16 protein-coding genes, 1 pseudogene and 1 riboswitch are annotated in these 18266 nt (G+C 70.2%); of the genes and pseudogenes, 11 read left to right on the forward strand and 6 right to left on the reverse strand.

Going from position 1 to position 18266, the window contains the following annotated elements:
• The first annotated feature begins 2 nt into the window (after positions 1-2).
• Together AC1MED_RS03255 and AC1MED_RS03260 are read left to right on the forward strand one after the other, a co-directional pair.
• Entirely contained in the window at positions 3-1106 is a 1104-nt protein-coding gene (locus AC1MED_RS03255; RefSeq protein WP_479785411.1) for a glycosyltransferase, read from the forward strand.
• 61 nt (positions 1107-1167) lie between these two features.
• Positions 1168-2409 carry a DNA glycosylase AlkZ-like family protein gene (locus AC1MED_RS03260; protein WP_479785412.1) on the forward strand — a complete coding sequence of 414 codons (1242 nt, stop codon included), beginning with the start codon at positions 1168-1170 and terminating at the stop codon, positions 2407-2409.
• Between the two features lie 56 nt (positions 2410-2465).
• Here AC1MED_RS03260 and AC1MED_RS03265 read toward each other — a convergent pair whose 3' ends face one another.
• Positions 2466-2969 carry a nucleoside deaminase gene (locus tag AC1MED_RS03265; protein WP_479778579.1) on the reverse strand — a complete coding sequence of 168 codons (504 nt, stop codon included), beginning with the start codon at positions 2967-2969 and terminating at the stop codon, positions 2466-2468.
• A gap of 98 nt (positions 2970-3067) precedes the next feature.
• Between AC1MED_RS03265 and AC1MED_RS03270 the strand changes: the two genes are divergently transcribed.
• The 3 genes from AC1MED_RS03270 (at position 3068) to AC1MED_RS03280 (ending at position 5001) form a co-directional block, all read left to right on the forward strand.
• A complete protein-coding gene (locus tag AC1MED_RS03270) occupies positions 3068-3883 on the forward strand; it encodes a phosphatase PAP2 family protein (protein ID WP_346960444.1) in 816 nt (271 codons plus the stop codon).
• Positions 3884-3895: 12 nt separating this feature from the next.
• Positions 3896-4531 (forward strand): uracil phosphoribosyltransferase, encoded by a 636-nt coding sequence (upp, locus tag AC1MED_RS03275; RefSeq protein ID WP_346960434.1) that lies wholly within the window; start codon positions 3896-3898, stop codon positions 4529-4531.
• Positions 4532-4623: 92 nt separating this feature from the next.
• Positions 4624-5001 (forward strand): glyoxalase superfamily protein, encoded by a 378-nt coding sequence (locus tag AC1MED_RS03280; protein WP_346960433.1) that lies wholly within the window; start codon positions 4624-4626, stop codon positions 4999-5001.
• A gap of 115 nt (positions 5002-5116) precedes the next feature.
• Here the strand turns inward: AC1MED_RS03280 and AC1MED_RS03285 are convergent, their stop codons facing one another.
• From AC1MED_RS03285 to AC1MED_RS03305, 5 genes are all read right to left on the reverse strand, one after another.
• Positions 5117-5869, reverse strand: a complete 753-nt coding sequence (locus tag AC1MED_RS03285; RefSeq protein WP_346960432.1) for an aggregation-promoting factor C-terminal-like domain-containing protein — start codon at positions 5867-5869, stop codon at positions 5117-5119.
• Positions 5868-6050, reverse strand: a riboswitch (cyclic di-AMP (ydaO/yuaA leader). (Overlaps the previous gene by 2 nt.)
• 298 nt (positions 6051-6348) lie before the next feature.
• The gene (locus tag AC1MED_RS03290) at positions 6349-8391 is read right to left on the reverse strand and encodes a glycosyltransferase family 39 protein (protein ID WP_479785413.1); all 2043 of its coding nucleotides are present in this window, start codon (positions 8389-8391) and stop codon (positions 6349-6351) included.
• Positions 8392-9912, reverse strand: a complete 1521-nt coding sequence (locus AC1MED_RS03295) for a bifunctional glycosyltransferase family 2/GtrA family protein (protein WP_479785415.1) — start codon at positions 9910-9912, stop codon at positions 8392-8394.
• Between the two features lie 126 nt (positions 9913-10038).
• Positions 10039-11586: a HAMP domain-containing sensor histidine kinase gene (locus AC1MED_RS03300; protein WP_479785417.1), complete on the reverse strand. Its 1548-nt coding sequence runs from the start codon at positions 11584-11586 to the stop codon at positions 10039-10041.
• 3 nt (positions 11587-11589) lie between these two features.
• On the reverse strand, positions 11590-12330 hold the full coding sequence (locus AC1MED_RS03305) for a response regulator transcription factor (RefSeq protein ID WP_346960428.1): 741 nt from the start codon (positions 12328-12330) through the stop codon (positions 11590-11592).
• A gap of 263 nt (positions 12331-12593) precedes the next feature.
• On the opposite strand from AC1MED_RS03305, the gene AC1MED_RS03310 reads away from it, so the two are divergent.
• The 6 genes and pseudogenes from AC1MED_RS03310 to AC1MED_RS03335 all read left to right on the forward strand — a co-directional run.
• Positions 12594-13409: a hypothetical protein gene (locus AC1MED_RS03310; RefSeq protein ID WP_479785419.1), complete on the forward strand. Its 816-nt coding sequence runs from the start codon at positions 12594-12596 to the stop codon at positions 13407-13409.
• 551 nt (positions 13410-13960) lie between these two features.
• Complete coding sequence (locus AC1MED_RS03315) at positions 13961-14830, forward strand: winged helix-turn-helix domain-containing protein (RefSeq protein ID WP_479785420.1); 870 nt, start codon at positions 13961-13963, stop codon at positions 14828-14830.
• 316 nt (positions 14831-15146) lie between these two features.
• Positions 15147-15350, forward strand: coding sequence for a dodecin family protein (locus AC1MED_RS03320; RefSeq protein WP_146335814.1), 204 nt, complete (start codon positions 15147-15149; stop codon positions 15348-15350).
• Between the two features lie 57 nt (positions 15351-15407).
• Positions 15408-15935, forward strand: coding sequence for a SixA phosphatase family protein (locus tag AC1MED_RS03325; protein WP_346960425.1), 528 nt, complete (start codon positions 15408-15410; stop codon positions 15933-15935).
• A 112-nt stretch (positions 15936-16047) separates the two neighbouring features.
• Complete coding sequence (locus tag AC1MED_RS03330; protein WP_479785421.1) at positions 16048-16662, forward strand: hypothetical protein; 615 nt, start codon at positions 16048-16050, stop codon at positions 16660-16662.
• A 27-nt stretch (positions 16663-16689) separates the two neighbouring features.
• Positions 16690-17548, forward strand: a pseudogene (locus AC1MED_RS03335) (EamA family transporter); the annotation flags it as partial.
• Positions 17549-18266: the final 718 nt, after the last annotated feature.

Consider the following 18266-nt stretch of genomic DNA (forward strand, 5'->3'; position numbering starts at 1 on the left):
ACGTGGAAGCGCCCGGCCTCCGCCTCCTGGTGCCCGGCAACGTGCGCCACAACTCCGGCGGCAACGCCTACAACGCGGCGCTGCTCCGCGCCCTCGCCGACCTAGGGGTGGCAGCGGTGTCCTGCGAGGTCGACGGCGACTGGCCGGTGGGCAGCGCGGCGGACCGGCAGCGGTTCGGCCGCCTGCTCTTGGAATCCGACGGCGGCCGGATCACCCTGGTGGACGGGCTGGTGGCCTGCGGGGCCCCGGACGAGCTCGAAGCCGCGGCGGCTGCCGGGGTGCCGGCCTGGGTCCTGCTGCACATGCCGTTGGGCACGCATCCGGAACTGGAACACCGCGCCCTGCAGGCCGCGGCCGGCGTCATCTGCACCAGCACTTCCGCCGCGGCGGCCCTGCGGGAGCGGCACGGGTCGCCCGGCTTGCCCCGAATCAGCGTGGCGCTCCCCGGGTCCGAGCCGGCACCGTCCGCGGCCGGTTCCGAGCCACCGCACCTCCTCGCACTGGCCGCGCTGCTGCCCAACAAGGACCAGCTGCTGCTGCTCCGCGCCCTCTCGCAGCTCACCGACCTTCCCTGGACGGCATCCCTCGCCGGTTCGGACACCGCAGATCCCGCCTACGCCACCCTGCTCCGGCAGGAAACGGAACGCCTCGGCCTGAGCAGACGGGTCCGCCTGCCCGGCGAGCTGCGCGGAAGCGCACTGGAGGCCCAGTGGGCTGCCGCCGACCTCAGCCTGCTGATTTCCCGGGCCGAGACCTACGGGCTGGTGGTCACCGAATCCCTGGCCCGCGGTATTTCGGTGATCGTCCGGCAAGGCACGGGTGCCGTCGAGGCCCTCGCCGCCGGCACCCCGGGCGCAGACGCCGCGGTCACGGCCCTCGCCGCCGCCGGGACCCCCGCAGCCGAAGCAACGGCGCTGCCGGGCGCCGCCGTCGAACTCAACGCGGACCCCGCGCCGCTGGCAGCGCTGCTCCGCCGCTGGCTTACCGACCCGGAACTCCGCGCCCAATGGCGGGCCGCCGCCCGGGCCGCAAGGGATCACCTACCCGGCTGGGACGCCACGGCGCGGGCCGTGCTGGCCGTCCTTGGCGCGCGCCCCACGGAATAGCGGCGGAAAATGGACCCCGGGATCGATACCGCCGCCGGGGAAGCTGGTGCAGAATGACCCCATGACCACCGAGCCCATGACCGTGCAACTGCCGCCCGCGGAGAGCCTCACCCCCGAACGGCTCCGGGCGTGGTCGTGGCACCGGCAGGGCCTGGACGGCTCGCTGGCCGGGTGCACGGCGGAACAGGTGTTTGCCCGGGCCGGCTGGGCGCGGTCCGTGGGCGGCGCCAACCCGTACCTGACGCTCTTCGCCCGGGCCGGCATCCGGCGCGCGCAGGTGGACCGGGACGTCCTGGCGCACCGGATCCTGGAACTCCCGGCGGCGCGCGGCTGCACCTACGTGCTGGGCGCCGACGACTTCGCCTGGGCGCTGCGGCTGGGACGGGACGCCGCCGAGGCAAGCTTCAAGGTCGCCGGCCGGCTCGGGGTGGATCGCGGAGAAATTGCGCTGCTGGAGGAACAGGTGCTGCATGCCCTCGCCGAAGCGGGAGTGCCGCTGGACCCTCGGCAACTCAAGGACGAACTCGGCGACTCGGTGCGCAACCTCGGCGAGGAGGGCAAGAAAAAGGGTGCCACCACCACGCTGCCCACCGCGCTGGGCATCCTGCAGGCGGACGGGCGGATCCGCCGCGTCCCCGCCAATGGCCGGCTGGACCAGCAACGCTACGCCTACGAGCCGTGGGGGCTGCAGCCCAGCATGCTCAGTGACGATGAAGTTCGCGACGAGCTGGTCCGGCGGTACCTCGGCTGGACCGGAGGAGCCACCTTCAAGCAGTCGCAGTGGTTCACCGGCTTCACGGTGGCGCAGAGCAAGGCCGCGCTCGCCGCCGTCGGCGCCGTCCAGGTCCCCACTGCCGCCGGCGAAGACCCGCTCTGGGTACTGCCCGACGACGTCGAACGCCTCGCCGCCTTCGAGGAACCGGGGGAGGAGCAAATCCAGCTGCTCGCCGGAACCGATTCCCTGGTGCTGCTGCGCCGGAACGCGGCGGAGCTGCTGGCCGCGGAGGACCAGGACAAGAAGGCGCTGGGTTCGCTGGCGCTGCAGGCCGACCTGCCGGACCATCCGATTATGGACCGCGGCCGGATCATCGGGTTGTGGCAGTACGATCCGGGCCGGGAGGAGATCGCCGCCTGGGTGTTTGGCACACCGACCGCGGCGGTGACTCAGCGGATCGCCGAGGTGGAGGCCTGGATCAGGGAGAACCTGGGCGATTTCCGCGCCTTCAGCCTCGACTCACCGGCGTCACGGCAGAAGCGGATCGACGCGCTGCGGGCGTCCACCACGGCCACCGCCGAGCGGTAGCCGGGCCGGTGCGCTACACGTGACGCATTACGTGCGGCGCCGTCCGAACGGGAGTATCAGGCCCCGCGGTGGCCGGCGAAGAAATCCCGCAGCAACGAGCCGCACTCCTGCTCCCGGACCCCGGCGTAGACCTCCACCCAATGGTTGAGCCGGCGCTCGCGGAGAATGTCGAAGACGGAGCCGGCAGCCCCGGCCTTCTCGTCCCAGGCGCCAAAGACCACCCGCGGAATCCGGGCCAGCACCACGGCGCCGGCGCACATGGCGCACGGCTCCAGCGTCACCACCAGGGTGCAGTCCTCCAGCCGCCAGCCGTCGTCGTGCAGGCCCGCCAGGGCGCGGCGCGAACGCAGCCGGGCCGCGGCCTCCCGGATCGCCACCATCTCGGCGTGCGCCGTCGGGTCCCCGAGCGCCTCCCGTTCATTGCGGCCGGCGCCCAGCACCGAACCGTCCGGCCCGATCACGACGGCGCCGATCGGCACGTCCGCGGTAGCCAGCGCCCGGCGAGCCTCGGCCAGGGCCAGGCCCATCCATTCGGCATGGCGGGGCTCGGGGGTAGTCATGGCTCAATGATAGTTTCGACACTAAGCAAGCTGTGCACCTGGCCGGTGCACCGGGAAGTCGGGAGACGGCATTGAGCACCAAGACTGAGAGCTGGCTGATGCGGCGCTGGGGCAGGTGGGTGGTCCCGTACGCCGCGCTGTGGATCACGATGCTGATCGGCGGCGTCGTCGTCGTCGCCCTGGCGCTGACAAGCGCGGAAGTCTACGACGACGTCGTGGACGACGCCGGCCTGGCCAGCCTGGACAAGCCGACGCTGTCGTTCATGCAACAGCTGCGCAGCCCTGGCCTGGACGCGTTCGTCACCGGCTTCACCAATATTGGCGGCGGGATCGGCATGCCGATCCTGGCCAGCATCCTGACGGCATGGCTGATCTGGGTCTCCCGGACCTGGCGGCCGCTGATCCTGATCGGGGGCGCCGCCGCCGCTTCCATCACCGCGACCACCGTCGGCAAGAAGCTGATCGGCCGGACCCGCCCCGACCACGCCGACGCGGTGCCGCCCTACGAGGATTCGCCGTCGTTCCCCAGCGGCCACACGCTGAACACCACGGTGGTGATCGGGCTGGTGGTCTACCTTGCCTGCCTGCAGGTGCAGCGAACCGTGGCCCGCGTGGCTTTCATCACGGCCGGCGCGGTGTTCATCTTCCTGATGGGCATGAGCCGCGTCTTTCTGGGCCACCACTGGATGACCGATGTGATCTTCGGCTGGGCGCTGGGACTGGGCTGGGTGGGGATCGTGATCCTGGCCCACCGGCTGTTCCATGTGCTGCGGCACCGGGAGCACACCGGCCCCGCGCCGACGTTCGACAACGAGGCGCACCTGCGCGACCCCGCCCCGGACGACGCCGCCGCTGGTGCCGCCGCCGACGCCGATACCCCCGGCTCCGGGGGACGGTCCTCAGCGTCCGGGTGATAGTTTTGACCCATGCGCACTCTCGTTGTGGACCACCCGCTGGTCGCCCATAAGCTCACCGTTCTGCGGGACAAGAACACCCCGTCCCCGGTCTTCCGCCAGCTGACCGAGGAGCTCGTCACGCTCCTCGCCTATGAGGCTACGCGGGACGTCCGCACCGAACCGGTGACCATCGAGACGCCGGTCAGCACCACCATCGGCACCGCGTTCACCAAGCCCACCCCGCTGGTGGTCCCGATCCTGCGCGCCGGGCTCGGCATGCTGGAAGGCATGACCAAGCTGGTCCCCACCGCCGAGGTGGGCTTCCTGGGCATGGCCCGCGACGAAGAGACGCTGGACATCATCACCTACGCCGAGCGCCTGCCCGAGGACCTGACGGACCGCCAGATCTTCGTCCTGGACCCCATGCTGGCCACCGGCGGCACGCTCCGCGAGGCGATCAAGTTCCTCTTCAAGCGCGGCGCCTCGGACGTCACCTGCATCTGCCTGCTGGCCGCCCCGGAGGGCCTGGCCAAGCTGGAAGAAGAGCTCTCGGACGCCAACGTGACCATTGTCCTGGCCTCCATCGACGAAAAGCTGAACGAGAAGTCCTACATTGTGCCCGGCCTGGGCGACGCCGGAGACCGCCTGTACGGCATCGCGGTCTAGCAACCGGGGTTCAGTGCCGCCCCTCGAGGTGCGGTTAACAGGTCCTGCGGTCAAGGGTTCCGGCGGCACGCGTCCGGGACTAGCCTGTGCCCATGGACTGGAAACTTGAACTGGTGTTTGTCCCCGTCTCGGATGTGGACCGGGCCAAGGACTTCTATGTGAACAAGGTCGGTTTCAACGCCGACTACGACGAACGCCCCGCGGAGAACATCCGCTTCGTCCAGCTGACGCCGCCGGGTTCCGGTTGCTCTATCGCGATCGGCGAGGGCCTCAACGATGCCCCGCCCGGCACCGCCCCCAGCCTGCAATTGGTGGTCAACGACATCCAGGCGGCGCACCGGCAGCTCAAGGACAACGGTGTCGACGTCAGCGACATCGACGTTCAGGACTGGGGGCATTTCGTCTACTTCGCCGATCCGGATGGCAACAAATGGGCGGTGCAATACATCCCCAGCCGTTCAGGCGGCTAGCCGTCCACTGGCCCCGTATTCCGCGGGCCGCGCGGCGGCAGGCGCACGTGAGGCCCCGGATCCTGTGGATCCGGGGCCTCCTCCAGCCGGGCGCAAGGCCCGCGGTGCGTGTGGCTTAGTACCAGTTGTTCGCGTAGTGGAAGTTCAGGGCGCCGCACGGCGAACCGTAGCGGTCCTGCACGTACTGCAGGCCCCAGTTGATCTGGGTCCGGTAGTTGGTCCGGTAATCTGCGCCGGCGCTGGCCATCTTCTCGGCCGGCAGGGACTGCACCACGCCGTAGGCGCCGCTGCTGGGGTTCGTGGCCGTGGTCTTCCAGTCGGATTCCTTGGTCCACAGCTTCAGCAGGCACTGCATCTCGCTCGCTGCCCAGCCGTGCGCGGGCAGCTGGGCGGCGGCATAGGCCTGCGCGCCGGCGGGATCGTCGACGGCCACCGGCTTCGCCGGAGCGGGCGCCGGGGCTTTTACGGGCTTGGCCTTCGCTGCCGGGGCCTTGGCAGCTGGTTTGGCCGGGGCTTTCGCCTTGGCGGGCGCGACCTTGGCCGCCTGGGCCTCCACGTTCGCGGCGGCGGGGGATGCAGGAGCGTTACTGCCGACGCGTTCAAAGTCCAGGGTCTGCAGGGACGCTGCCGTGTCCTTGGCCGCGTCGGCGGTGTGCGCGGCCGTGCCGGACGCCTGGCCCGCCGCGCCTGCCCCCAGCAGGACCGCAAAAGCGGACACTACGACGGCGGCGCGTTTGCCGTTGGTCCTGAGCCCGGCGCGGGACAGGGCCGAAACGCGCTTCGCCGGCTCGGCGCGGTGGCGCGCGCTCTCGGCGTCGGACGTGCGTTTAGCGCCTTCTGGGCGTGCGGGTACCTTGAATTCAGTCATGTTCGCCTCTCAACGCCTACGGAGTTAGCTGTCGGGTTCGGATGCGAAATCCGGCCGCACGGAATCTCGACGTGGCGGCTTAACCCCAAGGGTGCATGGATGCAGAATGCCCGGGAACTCTGGGTTCCCCGTCTCTGCCTGGTCCATGGGAATCCGGGAAGCGGCAGAGTTTGGCGTCAGCCCGGATATGCGGCTAGATCGATGACCGCACCCTAAAACGGTACCGGACTTCCACTCAGATGTCACATTTAGGTAACGGCACATGGCTGCCGCGGAGTGGCGTCTTGCTTTCAGGTCCGCGGCGGGCAGGCCCGTTTCGACGGTTCCCTGCCCACCAGCTGATGGGAAGCATCGGGTGCGCGGGGAACCGTCGAAACGGCGGGGCTAACGCGTGCGCCGCCCAGCGGCCTGCCTAGTCCGCGAGCGGGGACGGTGCGGCGTCGGTCCGGTGCGGAGGTTCAGGGTGTCCTTCACGGCGGCTAGGCCCCCAGCTTGTAGACGGTGGTGTTGCCGACGGTCTGCGCCTGATAGTTGGCCGCGACCCAGTTGGCGACCTCGGAGTTGCCGCCGCGGCCCCCGCCCATTCCGCCCATACCGCCGGAGATGAAGTAGCCGATTTCGCCGCGGCCCACCATCGCCTGGAACTGCGCGAGCGTGGGGTAGGGGTCACCGCCGTTCCAGCCGCCCAGCGCGATCACGCTGGTGCCGGTGGCGAGTTCCAGGCTGGCGGCCTGGGTGGCGCCGGAGACAATCGCGGACCACTTGGCGCCGGAGGACTTCAGCAGGGCGGTCAGCTCCGCCGAAGACGTTTCCCCGCCGGGTCCGCCGGGGGCGTCGGCGCCCGCACCGCTGGTGCCGGCGCTTCCGCCGTCGCCCTCCGGCCTGCCGGCCGCCCCGAAGCCGCCGCCCATCGCGGAGGCGGTGGGCCCCGACGTCGGGATCGACCCGGAGTGCGGCTGGGCCGCCGTCGCCAGCGTCCAGGCCGTGGTGCCCAGGCCGCCCGCCAGCAGTGAGAGGACCACGACGCCGGCCGTGGCAGCCTTGCGGAACCGGGCCGGGAGCGCCGCCAGGCTGTCCACCCGGAGCAGCAGCGCCGCGGCGGCCAGGACGCCCAGGACCACGGCGATCACCCGGAGCCCTGGCAGCCAGGCGGGGTCGCGGCCAAGGAGCACGGCGGACCACGCCGAGGTGGCCAGCACCGTCACGGCCAGCACCATCCGCGCCGGCCAGTAGGAACGGCCCCGCCACAGTTCCACGGAACCGATGCCAACCAACGCCGCGATGGCCGGTGCCAGCGCCACGGCATAGTACGGGTGCACGGTGCCGCTCATGAAGCTGAAGATGCCGGCAGTGACCAGCAGCCAGCCGCCCCAGAGCAACAGCGCCGCGCGGGTGGCCGAGGTCCGGGCCTGGCGGCGGGTGAACCACAACCCGGCGGCCAGCAGGATCAGGGCCGCGGGCAGCAGCCAGGACACCTCGCCGCCGAAGCTGGCGCCGAACATCCGGGTGATCCCGGCCGCGCCGCCGAAGCCCACGTTGCCGCTGCCGCCCGGCCCGCCGGCGTTACCACCCAAGCCGCCGCCGGGCATCCCGCCGCCGGATCCGGTGATCCGGCCCAGCCCGTTATAGCCGAACGTGAGTTCCAGGAAACTGTTGGTCTCCGATCCCGCCATATAGGGCCGGGTGGAGGCGGGCGTCAGCTGGAACAGTGCAAGGTAGCTTCCGGCCACGACGGCGATCCCCGCCGCGGCGGCGAGCAGGTGCAGGAGCCGCCGGCCCAGGGTGGCGGGCGCCGCCCACAGGTAGGCCAGGGTCAGTCCGGGCACAATCAGGAAACCCTGCAGCATCTTGGCCAGGAAGGCCAGGCCGATCACGGCGCCGGCGGCGGCCAGCCACTTCCAGCCAGCCTTCTCGATGGCCCGGGTGGTGAGGTAGGCGGCCAGCACCAGGCACAGGGTGAGCAGGGCGTCCGGGTTGTTGAACCGGAACATCAGGGCGGCCACCGGCGTCAGCGCCAGGGCGCCGCCGGCCAGCAGGCCAGCCGCCGGACCGGACACCCGTTTGACCGTCAGGTACAGAAGCCCGACGGCGGCCACCCCCATCAGCGCCTGGGGAATGAGCATGCTCAGCGCCGAGAAGCCGAAGATCCGCCCGGCAAGGGCCGGGATCCAGAGCGCGGCCGGCGGCTTGTCCACCGTGATGGCGTTGCCGGCGTCGAGCGAGCCGAAGAGCAGCGCGGTCCAGTCCTTGGTGCCGGCCTGGATCGCCGCGGCGTAGAAGGAGTTGGCGTAGCCGGTGGCTTCCAGGTTCCACAGGTACAACACTGCGGTGAGGACCAGCAACAGGGCCGCCGAGGGCCGCACCCACCGCGGCTGCGGCCCGAACAGCAGGCGTGCGCGGCGGCCCTGCACGGCGGGCGGCAAGGGAGCTGCCGGGTTAGCCGGCGTCGTTGTGGGCCCGCCCGCCGACGCGTGCGGGCTGCCGGCCGGGGCTCCGGTGGCGGGGTTGATGGTTGCGGTCATTTACTTGGCCGTTTCTGTGTGGGGGAGGGCGGAGTCGGTAGAGCCGTGCGACGAAGCCGCGGCGAGGGCGCCGGGCTTCGGAGCCGCCGGGTCGGGCCGGTGGCGGAAGACCACCAGCCGGAAGAGCAGGAATTTGACCGCGGTGGCGGTCAGGTTGGCGGCGGTGACGGTTACCAGCTCGAGCCAGCGGTCCGGGGTGCCGCCGGACACGCCGTGGACCAGGGCAAGTGCGCCGGAGGTCAGGGCCAGCCCGATCCCGAACACCAGCAGGCCCTCAAAGTGGTGGCGTGCCGCCTGGCTGCTGCCCTGGATGCCGAAGGTGAACCGCCGGTTGGCCGCGGTGTTGGCCACGGCCGTGCTGAGCAACGCGAGGAAGTTGGCCAGCTGCGGGTCCATGATTACGCGGCAGAGCAGGAAGATCAGCAGGTACGCGAGGGTGGAGGCCACCCCGATGCTGCCGAAACGCACGAGCTGGCCGAAGAGGCCTCCGCCCGGGCTTTGTTCCTGGCCGCGCGAGGTGGCCGGCAGCGGTCCGCGGGCCAGGGCGGCCCGGAGCTCGGGAACCGGGATCAGGCCCGAGACCAGGTCCCGGCTCAGCCGGGCCATGCCGCGCAGGTCCGCGAGGGCGGTCTGGACGATGTCCACGCTGGAGTTCGGGTCGTCGGTCCAGTCCACCGGGACTTCGTGGACGCGCAGGCCGCATTTTTCGGCCAGAACCAGCAGCTCGGTGTCGAAGAACCAGGCGTTGTCCAGGGTGTGGGGGAGCAGCTGCCGGGCCACGTCCGCCCGGATGGCCTTGAAGCCGCATTGGGCGTCGCTGAAGTGGGCGCCCAAGCAGGACTGCAGGAGGAGGTTGTAGCTGCGCGAGATGAATTCCCGTTTGGGCCCGCGGACCACGCGCGAGTTGCGGGTCAGCCGGGTCCCGATCGCGAGGTCGGAATGGCCGGAAATCAGCGGGGCCAGCAGGGGGCCGAGCGCCGCCAGATCGGTGGACAGGTCCACGTCCATGTACGCCAGGACCGGCGACGGCGAGGCGAGCCACACCTTGCGCAGCGCGTTCCCGCGGCCCTTTTCGGCCATGTGGACCACGTTGACCTCGCGGAGCTCCCGGGCCACGCGTTCGGCCGTCTGGAGCGTTCCGTCGGTGCTGGCGTTGTCCGCCACCGTGATTCGGAAGGAGTGCGGGAAGAGACCGACAAGATAAGCGTGGAGCCGGCGCAGGCAGGCCTCAAGGTCCCGTTCCTCGTTGAAGACCGGGATGGTGACATCCAGCAGCGGTGCGGTGGTGCGCGTATCGACCGGGAACCGCCTGCCGGCAGTGCCGGTGAACGCTGCGGCGAGCGGGTCCGGGCAGGGCGCGTCGGCCAGGGCGACTCCGCCGGGGGCGGGGCCGGCGGCCGCAACTCCGGCGGCCGCTTCGGCCGCTTCGGGCGGTTCGGTCGCACCGGCTATTGCCGGTCCGGCCGGCGTCGCCGCCGCAGGGTGGGGCGGGGTTCCTGGAGCCTGGTCTGTGAACGTCATGGCTCAACTTTCCCGGCGGCCCATATGAGGGCTTTAGGGCCAAGCTGTGCGGGGCCTGTGGAAGTCCACCACCTGCGTTGACGTCGAGATCCGGAAGCCTCGCGGCCGGCTGGCCGGCTGAGCCGGCTACGCCGCCGGGGGTACCGCGGGCAGCCGGACGGCGAATTCCGTCCGGCCCGGCCGGGAAGTCACCTCGACGGCTCCTCCGTGGGCCTCCACGATCGACTGCACAATGGACAAGCCCAGTCCGCTGGTGCCCTCGGAGGCCCCGGCCGCCACCGCCGTCGCGACCGCCGTCGTCGAGGTCCCGGCTTCGGTGACCGGGTTAGTGCGTGCGGCGTCCGCCCGCGCGAAGCGGGCGAAGACCCGGCCGAGGAATTCAGGGGCGATGCCGCTGCCGTTGTCCGTCACGGTGACCACGGCGCTGCCGTCCGCCGACCGCGTGACGCCCGTGACAACCTTCGTTCCGGGCGCCGTGTGCTTGCGGGCATTGGAGAGGAGGTTGGCGAGGACCCGGTGGAGCTGGGCCGCGTCGCCGCGCACCAGCACGGGCTCGTCCGAGAGTTCCAGCTGCCAGAGGCGGTCAGGGGCCATGACTTTCTCGTCGCTCACGCTCTCGATGGCCAGCTGGGTGAGGTCGACGTCGGTGACCTTGAGCGGCTGCCCCTCGTCCAGGCGTGCCAGCAGCAGCAGGTCCTCCACCAGGGTGGTCATCCGCTCGGACTGGCTTTGGACCCGGGCCAGGGATTTCTCCCCGTCGGGCGTGAAGTGCTCGGTCATCCGCATCAGCTCCGTGTAGCCGCGGATGGCCGTGAGCGGCGTGCGCAGCTCGTGCGAGGCGTCGGCGACGAACTGCCGCACCTTCATTTCGCTCTCCTGCCGCGCTTCAAGGGCGTTGGAGACGTTCTCCAGCATCTGGTTCAGCGCGTAGCCCACGCTGCCCACCTCGGTTCCCGGATGGGCTGCCGACTCTGGGACGCGCACTCCCAGCGCCACCTCGCCGGCGTCCAGCGGGAGGCGGGAGACCTTGGTGGCCACTTCGGAGAGCTGTTCCAGCGGCTTCATGGTGCGGCGGATGACGGCGGTGCCCGCTAGGCCGATCAGGACCAGGCCGCCCGCGGATACCACGCCCAGGGTCCACACGAGCGAGGCCAGCGTATTTTGTTTTTCCGCCAGCGGGAGCCCGGTGACAATGACGTCCCCGTAGGGCGCCCGCACCGCGGTCAGCCGGTAGTCGCCGGCCGAAAGGGTGCGGTCCACGGGCGCACCGTTCGGGGTGAGCGCCAGGAGGACGGCATTGTCCGCGGAGGAGAGGCTCTCGCGGCTGGCGTCCCCGGCCAGGAAACCGGCGCTGGCCACGGTGCCGTTCAGCACGCGTGCGTTGAGCGTGCCGATGCCTTGCCCCCGGGCTTCGAGGGGGTCCGGCCGGCCGCCGGGGTTGTCGGATTCCGGCCGGCCGAACTCGCTGGAACGGTGCGCTGCGCTGGCGAGCTGCTTATCGAGCTGCTGGGTGAGGAAAACGTCCATCGAGGCGTAGCTGAACACTCCCACCGCGCCGCAGATGGCCACGAGCAGTCCCATGGCGACGAGGACCAGCCGGGTGCGTAGGTGCCACGTGGACGGGTTGCGCCAGTCGTGCCCGGATACGGGTGTCACGCCGGAAAGTGTGGGCACGGATCAGTCCGCCGGTTTCAGCACATAGCCGGCGCCGCGCACCGTGTGAATCATGGGTGCGTGCTTGGCGTCGATCTTCTTGCGGAGGTAGGAAATGTAGAGCTCCACGATGTTTGCCTGTCCGCCGAAGTCGTAGTCCCAGACGCGGTCCAGGATCTGGGCCTTGCTGATGACCCGCTTGGGGTTTTCCATGAGGTAGCGCAGCAGCTCGAACTGCGTGGCAGTCAGATGCAGCTCTTCCCCGGCCCTGGTGACGTCCCGGGTGTCCACATTGAGCACCAAGTCACCCACCACCAGCTCGGCGGTGTCCATGGCGGCCACCCCGGAACGCTGCACCAGCCGGTGCAGGCGAAGCAGGACCTCTTCCATGCTGAACGGCTTGGTGACGTAGTCATCGCCGCCGGCTGCCAGGCCGGCGATGCGGTCCTGGACGGCGTCCTTCGCGGTGAGGAACAGGGCCGGGACTTCCGGCGCGAACGCGCGGATGCGGCTGAGGAGTTCGACGCCGTCGAACCCGGGGAGCATCACGTCCAGGACCAGCACGTCGGGGCGGAAATCCTTGGCGAGTTTGACCGCGGCCGGGCCGTCCGCCGCCACGGCCACGGACCAGCCGGCCATCCGCAGCCCCATGCTCATAAGCTCGGACAGGCTGGGCTCGTCGTCCACCACCAGGGCGCGAATGGGGGAGCCGTCCGGGTGCGTCAGCTGGGGCAGGTTGTTGGTCATGGAGTGCGAAGTGGCCATGGAAAGACTCTCCGATCTGCCGTTGAGGCGCGGCTTTGGGGACCCTGTGCGGCACCTGTGAATCCCAGACTACCGAGCTGGATGCCGCCCGGGGAGCGAGCGGACCCATTCGCCCCGGTTCCCGCCCGCAACCCCGCTCCCGTAGGGTCCCGCAGGGCCCCGGGGAAGGTCACAGCCACGGCTGTCGGCACGCACAGCCCGGGCACAGGATCGCTTACGACTCTGGGGTGGACACGAATCCGCACCCCGACAGGAGAGACATGATGAGCGATCAGAACCCCGGAGCCGGCTCCCGGCCAACGCCCGACCCCGGCACCGGCCTGCAAAAGGGACCGGCTCCCGTGACCACGCCCCCTGCGGGACAGCCGGCGGCAGCCGGTCAGCCCGACGTCGGCGCGGCACCGGGCTGGGGCGCTCCGGCCGCCCCGGGGTGGGGCGCGCCGTCGGGGACAGCCCCGCGGACCTCCGCGGACAAGCCGTGGACCCTCAAACGGGGGCTCGCCGTCGCCGGCGCAGCAGTTGTCCTGGCAGCCGGCACCGGGGTGGGGGTCTATGCCCTCACGTCCAGTTCGGCGGCGGCCAGCAATACTGCCGCGGGGGCGGCCGGCGGACCGGGCGGCAGCCAGGGGTCCGTTCCGGGGATGCCCGGCGCGCAGCAGGGCGGATTCGACGACGGCGGGCTGTCCGGGCCGGGCGGTCATGACGACTTCGACGCCGGAGGCGTGGGCGGAATGTCCGGCGGACTCTCCTCCGCGGTGCACGCCGAATATGTCGTCCTGAACGGAAGCGAGTACACCACCACGGCCGAGCAGTTGGGGACCGTCAGCGCGGTGAGTTCGTCCTCGGTCACTGTCAAGAGCAGCGACGGTTTCACGCGCAGTTACGCCCTGGGCAGCGATGTGGTGTTGAGCCACGCGCAACAGCGGCGTCAGCAGGCCGGCGGCACCGGCACCCAGCTGAGCGTCGCGGATATCGTCGCCGGCGGGACCGTGCGGGTGGTCGCCGCCAAGGCCGGAACCGGCTACACGGCGTCGTCGGTCCAGATCGTGGCGGCCACCGGCACCGGCCAGACCAACTGACCTGCGCGAACTTCCGTAGCGGGTGGGGCTGCCGGGCCAAGCGGGCCCGGCAGCATGCCCACTCCGTGGACTGGTGACGGCGGCGGAACTCCTCCTGGAGAATTCCTCCATCTATCCCCACAGTGAACGATTTCCGACCTGAGGTGAGAAGTGGCGAAGAATCTTCGGCCAGGAGTCCCAAAAGGCCACTCGTTCGGCAGAACGCGTATTGTTTCGTAGGCTTACCAAAATTGTGATTTGCGCTACAATCGGCGTTTTCGTCTCACGATGCGGACTTTGGAGTCCATTGTTACTTGCTAGTTCTTATTGTTACGTTGCACACTTCAATTGTGAACAAGAACTCAACAGCACCTGCAGCCGCAGCTTCCTGGATCAGCGCACCAGCTGGTACTGAGATGCCCTGTTGTCGAATGCACGCCTAACTTCTACACCCCAGAACGTTTCTAGGCATTCGCCCCCAGCCCAGCGTCGGGCGCCCCTCCCCAGTTCTCATTGCGGGGAACCAGCATTCGAGCCGCGATGACGGCCATTCACATTGAGGTAAGCATTCCATGTCAGTTGCATCCGGATACGTCCACATCTCCGTCCGTAACGCCAACAAGGCCGGCCAGACCGGTCTCCGCCAGGGCTTCGGCGGCCGGCCGAGCTTCGGCCCCGCCGGCTCCGGCAACAGCTTCCCCGCTCCCGGTTACGCGGCGCAGGGCTACAACCCCAACTCCTACGGCCAGCTTCGCGCCGTCCCCGCGGCCGAACCGGCCCCGTCCACCGCCCCGACCCCGGTGATTGCACCTGGCAACGGCAGTGCGGTCCGCCCCGTGCCCAACGACAACGTGGCCCGCGGCTTCGTGCTCTACATGGGCATCGATGAGGAGACCGCAGCCGCCGCCGGAACCTCCATTGCCAAGCTGGCCCAGGAGATCCGCGCTTACGCCCAGTCCCTGGTGTCCGGCGCCGAAAGCTACGCCGCCGTCGCCGTCGCCCCGGCCTCGGCGCCGGGTTCCGCGCTCGACGTCGTCCGGTCCACCTTCGGCGACCCGACCGCCGGTGCCCGCCAGCGTGTCGAGAACGCACGCCTGCAGCAGCCGCAGGACCCGCGCCCGTCCGGCGTGCTGATCGACCTCGCCCGCCGTGAAGTGGCGCTCGACGGCGAATCGCTGAACCTCACGTTCAAGGAATTCGAGCTCCTCAACTACCTCGTGGAGAACGGCACCCGCACCGTGGGCCGCGACGAGCTCCTCGAGGGCTTGTGGCGCAACGCCGAAGAGGTGCCCAACGAGCGCACCATCGACGTGCACATCCGCCGGTTGCGCTCCAAGCTTGGCCGGCTCGCCAATACCGTGCGCACTGTCCGCGGCCAGGGTTACCGGTTCTACGAGCACCCCGAGGTTGTTGTCTGGGCTGCTCCGGAATACTCCATCTAGCTCTGGCTTCTCGCAAAGCGTCCGTCCCTTCTTGTGGGGCGGGCGCTTTCGCTTTCGCGGCACGCGGGTCGCGCGCCTGACGGCATTTTGCCGTGCCTTAGACACCTCCCTCGTTCCTCGGTCGGCGATGCGGCACTACGCAAAACGCCGCCCTCCGCGCGGGATGTGCCGCTGCGCTGCAGCGCCCTTGCAACAGGCATTGGTCGCCTTGAGTGGTCCAGCTGACGGAGCATGTGCCTCCACGGCTTTGGACTCTGTTGTGTTTCCTGCCGTCGGCGTAGTCTCGGTCCCGTCGATCCGACTATCGGGAGGAATCATGTCTGTTGCACGAATTACTACCCTGAGCTCCAACTCCAAGACCTCGTTTGATGCCGCGATCAAGGAAGGCGTCGACCGGGCCAACAAGACGTTGCGGAACGTCACCGGCGCGTGGGTGAAGGAGCAGAAGGTCGAAATCAGCGACGGCGCCGTCGTGGCCTGGCATGTGGTGCTGGAGGTGACGTTCGTCCTGGACGACTGAGGGGCGCCCGCGGTGGAGCGCGCCCGTGGCGAAGGCCGCCCGCACTAGGATTGAGCCATGAGCGCGCATCACATGAAACGGCTGGTGCTCATGCGGCACGCCAAGGCGGACTGGCCCGGCGGCGTGGCGGACCACGAGCGGCCGCTGGAAGAGCGCGGGCACCGGGAGGCGCCGCTGGCCGGGAAATGGCTTCTCAAGCACGGCGTGGTCCCGGACTTCATTCTCTGCTCCAGTGCCCTGCGGACCCGGCAGACCTGCACCTGGGTGTGCAGTGCGCTGGGGGACAAGGCCCCGACGCCAAAACTCGAGGACGGCCTCTACGGCGCCTCGGCGCTGCGCATGCTGGCGGTCATCAACCACGTCCCGGACACCGTCACGACTTTGATGGTGATCTCGCACATGCCCGGCGTGCAGGACCTCGCCATGCATCTGGCCTCCCGGGACTCCAACCATGACGCCTACATGGACGCGGCCACCCGCTATCCCACCAGCGGCCTGACGGTCTTCGAGACGGAGAAGTCCTGGGCCGAGCTGGACGGCCAGGATGCACGGCTCACGCACTTCAAGGTTCCCCGGGCGAAGTAGGTGCTGCCGGCGGCAGCTTGATGGTCAGCACGATGATTGTGTTGTTTACTGATGCTGTTATTGCTTTTACTGCCGGTGTTTTCTTAACGACCGAGGGAAAAGGTGGATCAGCGTGGATTCAGGACAACTCGTAGGGATCATCGTCGGCATCGTGGTGGTGCTCGCGATCATCGCAGTGGCAATCTATCTGGGCCGCAAACGCAAGACGGACGCGGACCGGAACCGGGCCGCGGAAATGCGTGAAAAGGCCCAGGCCGACCAGCTGGCCGCGCGGGAACACGAGGCCAAGGCGGCGCGGGCGGAAGCCGACGCGAAGGCGGCCGAAGTCGAGGCCGAACGGCTGCGCATGCAGGCCCGCGGCACGCAGCAGGAGGCGCAGACTGTCCGAGCCGGCGCCGAGGAGCAGCTCCGCCGGGCCGACGACGTCGATCCGGACGTCGTGACCACCGAACGTGGCGCCGCTGACACCGCCGGCCGCGACGCGCAGACCCGCAACACGGAGGCCCGCAACGCCGGGATCCACGACGCCCAGACACACGAGGAACTGCACCCGCATGAGGAACTCCGCCGGGACCGGGGCGACCGCACCCGCCCGGCAGACACGGCTGGCGCCGGAGAGGCGGCAGACACGGCAGGCGCGGGTGACACCGCCGGGATCCGCGAGGAGACGGTCACGGAGCGCCGCGACACCGACGGCCCGCACGGCGAACGGCCGCGCAATCTCTGAGGCCCTGCAGCGGCAGCGGCCGGCGCGGTGACCCCTCGTCATTCCGGGCTGGCCCTGCTCGTCGCCATCCTGTGGGGCGTCAACTTCGTCGCCATTGACCTTGGCCTACACCCGGTGGGGGCGCAGATGCCCCCGTTGCTGTTCGTGGCCATGCGCTTCACCCTCGTGGTGTTCCCCTGCATCTTCTTCATCCGCAAACCGGACGTCAGCTGGAAGGCGATCATCGGCGTCGGGCTCCTGATGAGCGCGGGCCAGTTCGGCCTGCTCTACCTGGCCATGGCGCTCGGCATGCCCGCGGGCCTGGCCTCGCTCGTGCTGCAGGCCCAGGTCCTGCTGACCGTCCTGCTGGCGGCCGGGATCCTGGCCGAGCGGCCCACCCGCCGCCAGCTCGCCGGCGTCGTGCTGGGGATTGCCGGGCTCGCCGTCGTGGCCGTGGGCCGCAGCCTCGTGGCCCCCGTCCTGCCGCTGATCATTGTGCTGGCCGCTGCGCTGTCCTGGGCCGGGGGCAACATTGTGGCGCGGAAGGCGAAGGCCGCGTCCGGTCTGGGTCTCGTGGTGTGGTCCGGCGCCGTCGTGCCGCTGCCGCTTGCCGGACTCTCGCTGCTGGTGGACGGGCCTGCTGCCGTCTCGGATGCGCTGGTGGGGCTGCAACCGGTGACGATGCTCAGTGCGCTCTACACCGCCGTTTTCGGTTCACTCATCGGCTACGGCATCTGGAACCGCCTGCTGGGGCTGTATCCGTCCTCCGCCGTTGTTCCCTTCACACTGCTCGTCCCGGTGGTGGGCATGACGACGGCGTGGCTGGTCCTGTCCGAGGTGCCCTCGGCGGCGGAAGTGGCCGGCGGGCTGCTGCTGCTGGCCGGGGTGGCGACCGCCGTGCTGCGGGGACGCGGTCCGCGCGGCGGCGCGGCCGCGGCCGGTCAGCGGCGGGTGGGGGACTTGGCTGCCGGACGCGCTGGGGCCTTGGCCGCCGGTTTGAGTGGCAACGTGGCGGTCGGCTTGGACGACGGAGACGCCGGGCGCTTTGCGGCCGGTGCCGACGTCCGCGCAGCCGGGTTCCGCGGCGTCGACGACCGCGGCGTGGCGGACCGTGCTGCCGCGGCGGACGGCGTGGCGGAACGTGCTGCCGGGGGACGCGGTGCTGCCGCGCGTGCGGTTGATGGTGCTGCCCCGCGAGCGGCGGGCCTGCGGGGGGCCGGGCCCCTGGCCGCGGACGCCGGGCGCCGGGACGCGTAGCCGGGCCGCGGTGCGGGGCGGCGGCCGGGCAAGACGGTACCCGCGAGCAGCAGGAGCAGCGTCACCGCCCCCGCGGCAGCCGCGAGGTAGAAGTACAGGTCCGGATGCTCGGTGTCCACGTTGGTGGACAACGCGTCCGGGTCCGGATTGAAGGCCAGCCCCCACTGCCGCAGGAACGCGATGCCGAAGGCGATGAAGAGGATGCTGCCGATCCCGCTCGCCAGCAGCGTCTTGTACCGCCGCCGGACCAGCACCTCGGCCACGCAGGCGATGTAGGCGACGGCGGCCGCGGCCAGGAACCACAGTCCCACCGTCTCGTGCAGCGTGGCGCCGGCGAGGACCAGCAGGGCCACAGCGGCGACGGACGC

It is taken from the genome of Arthrobacter sp. BI5 (genome assembly GCF_056680065.1).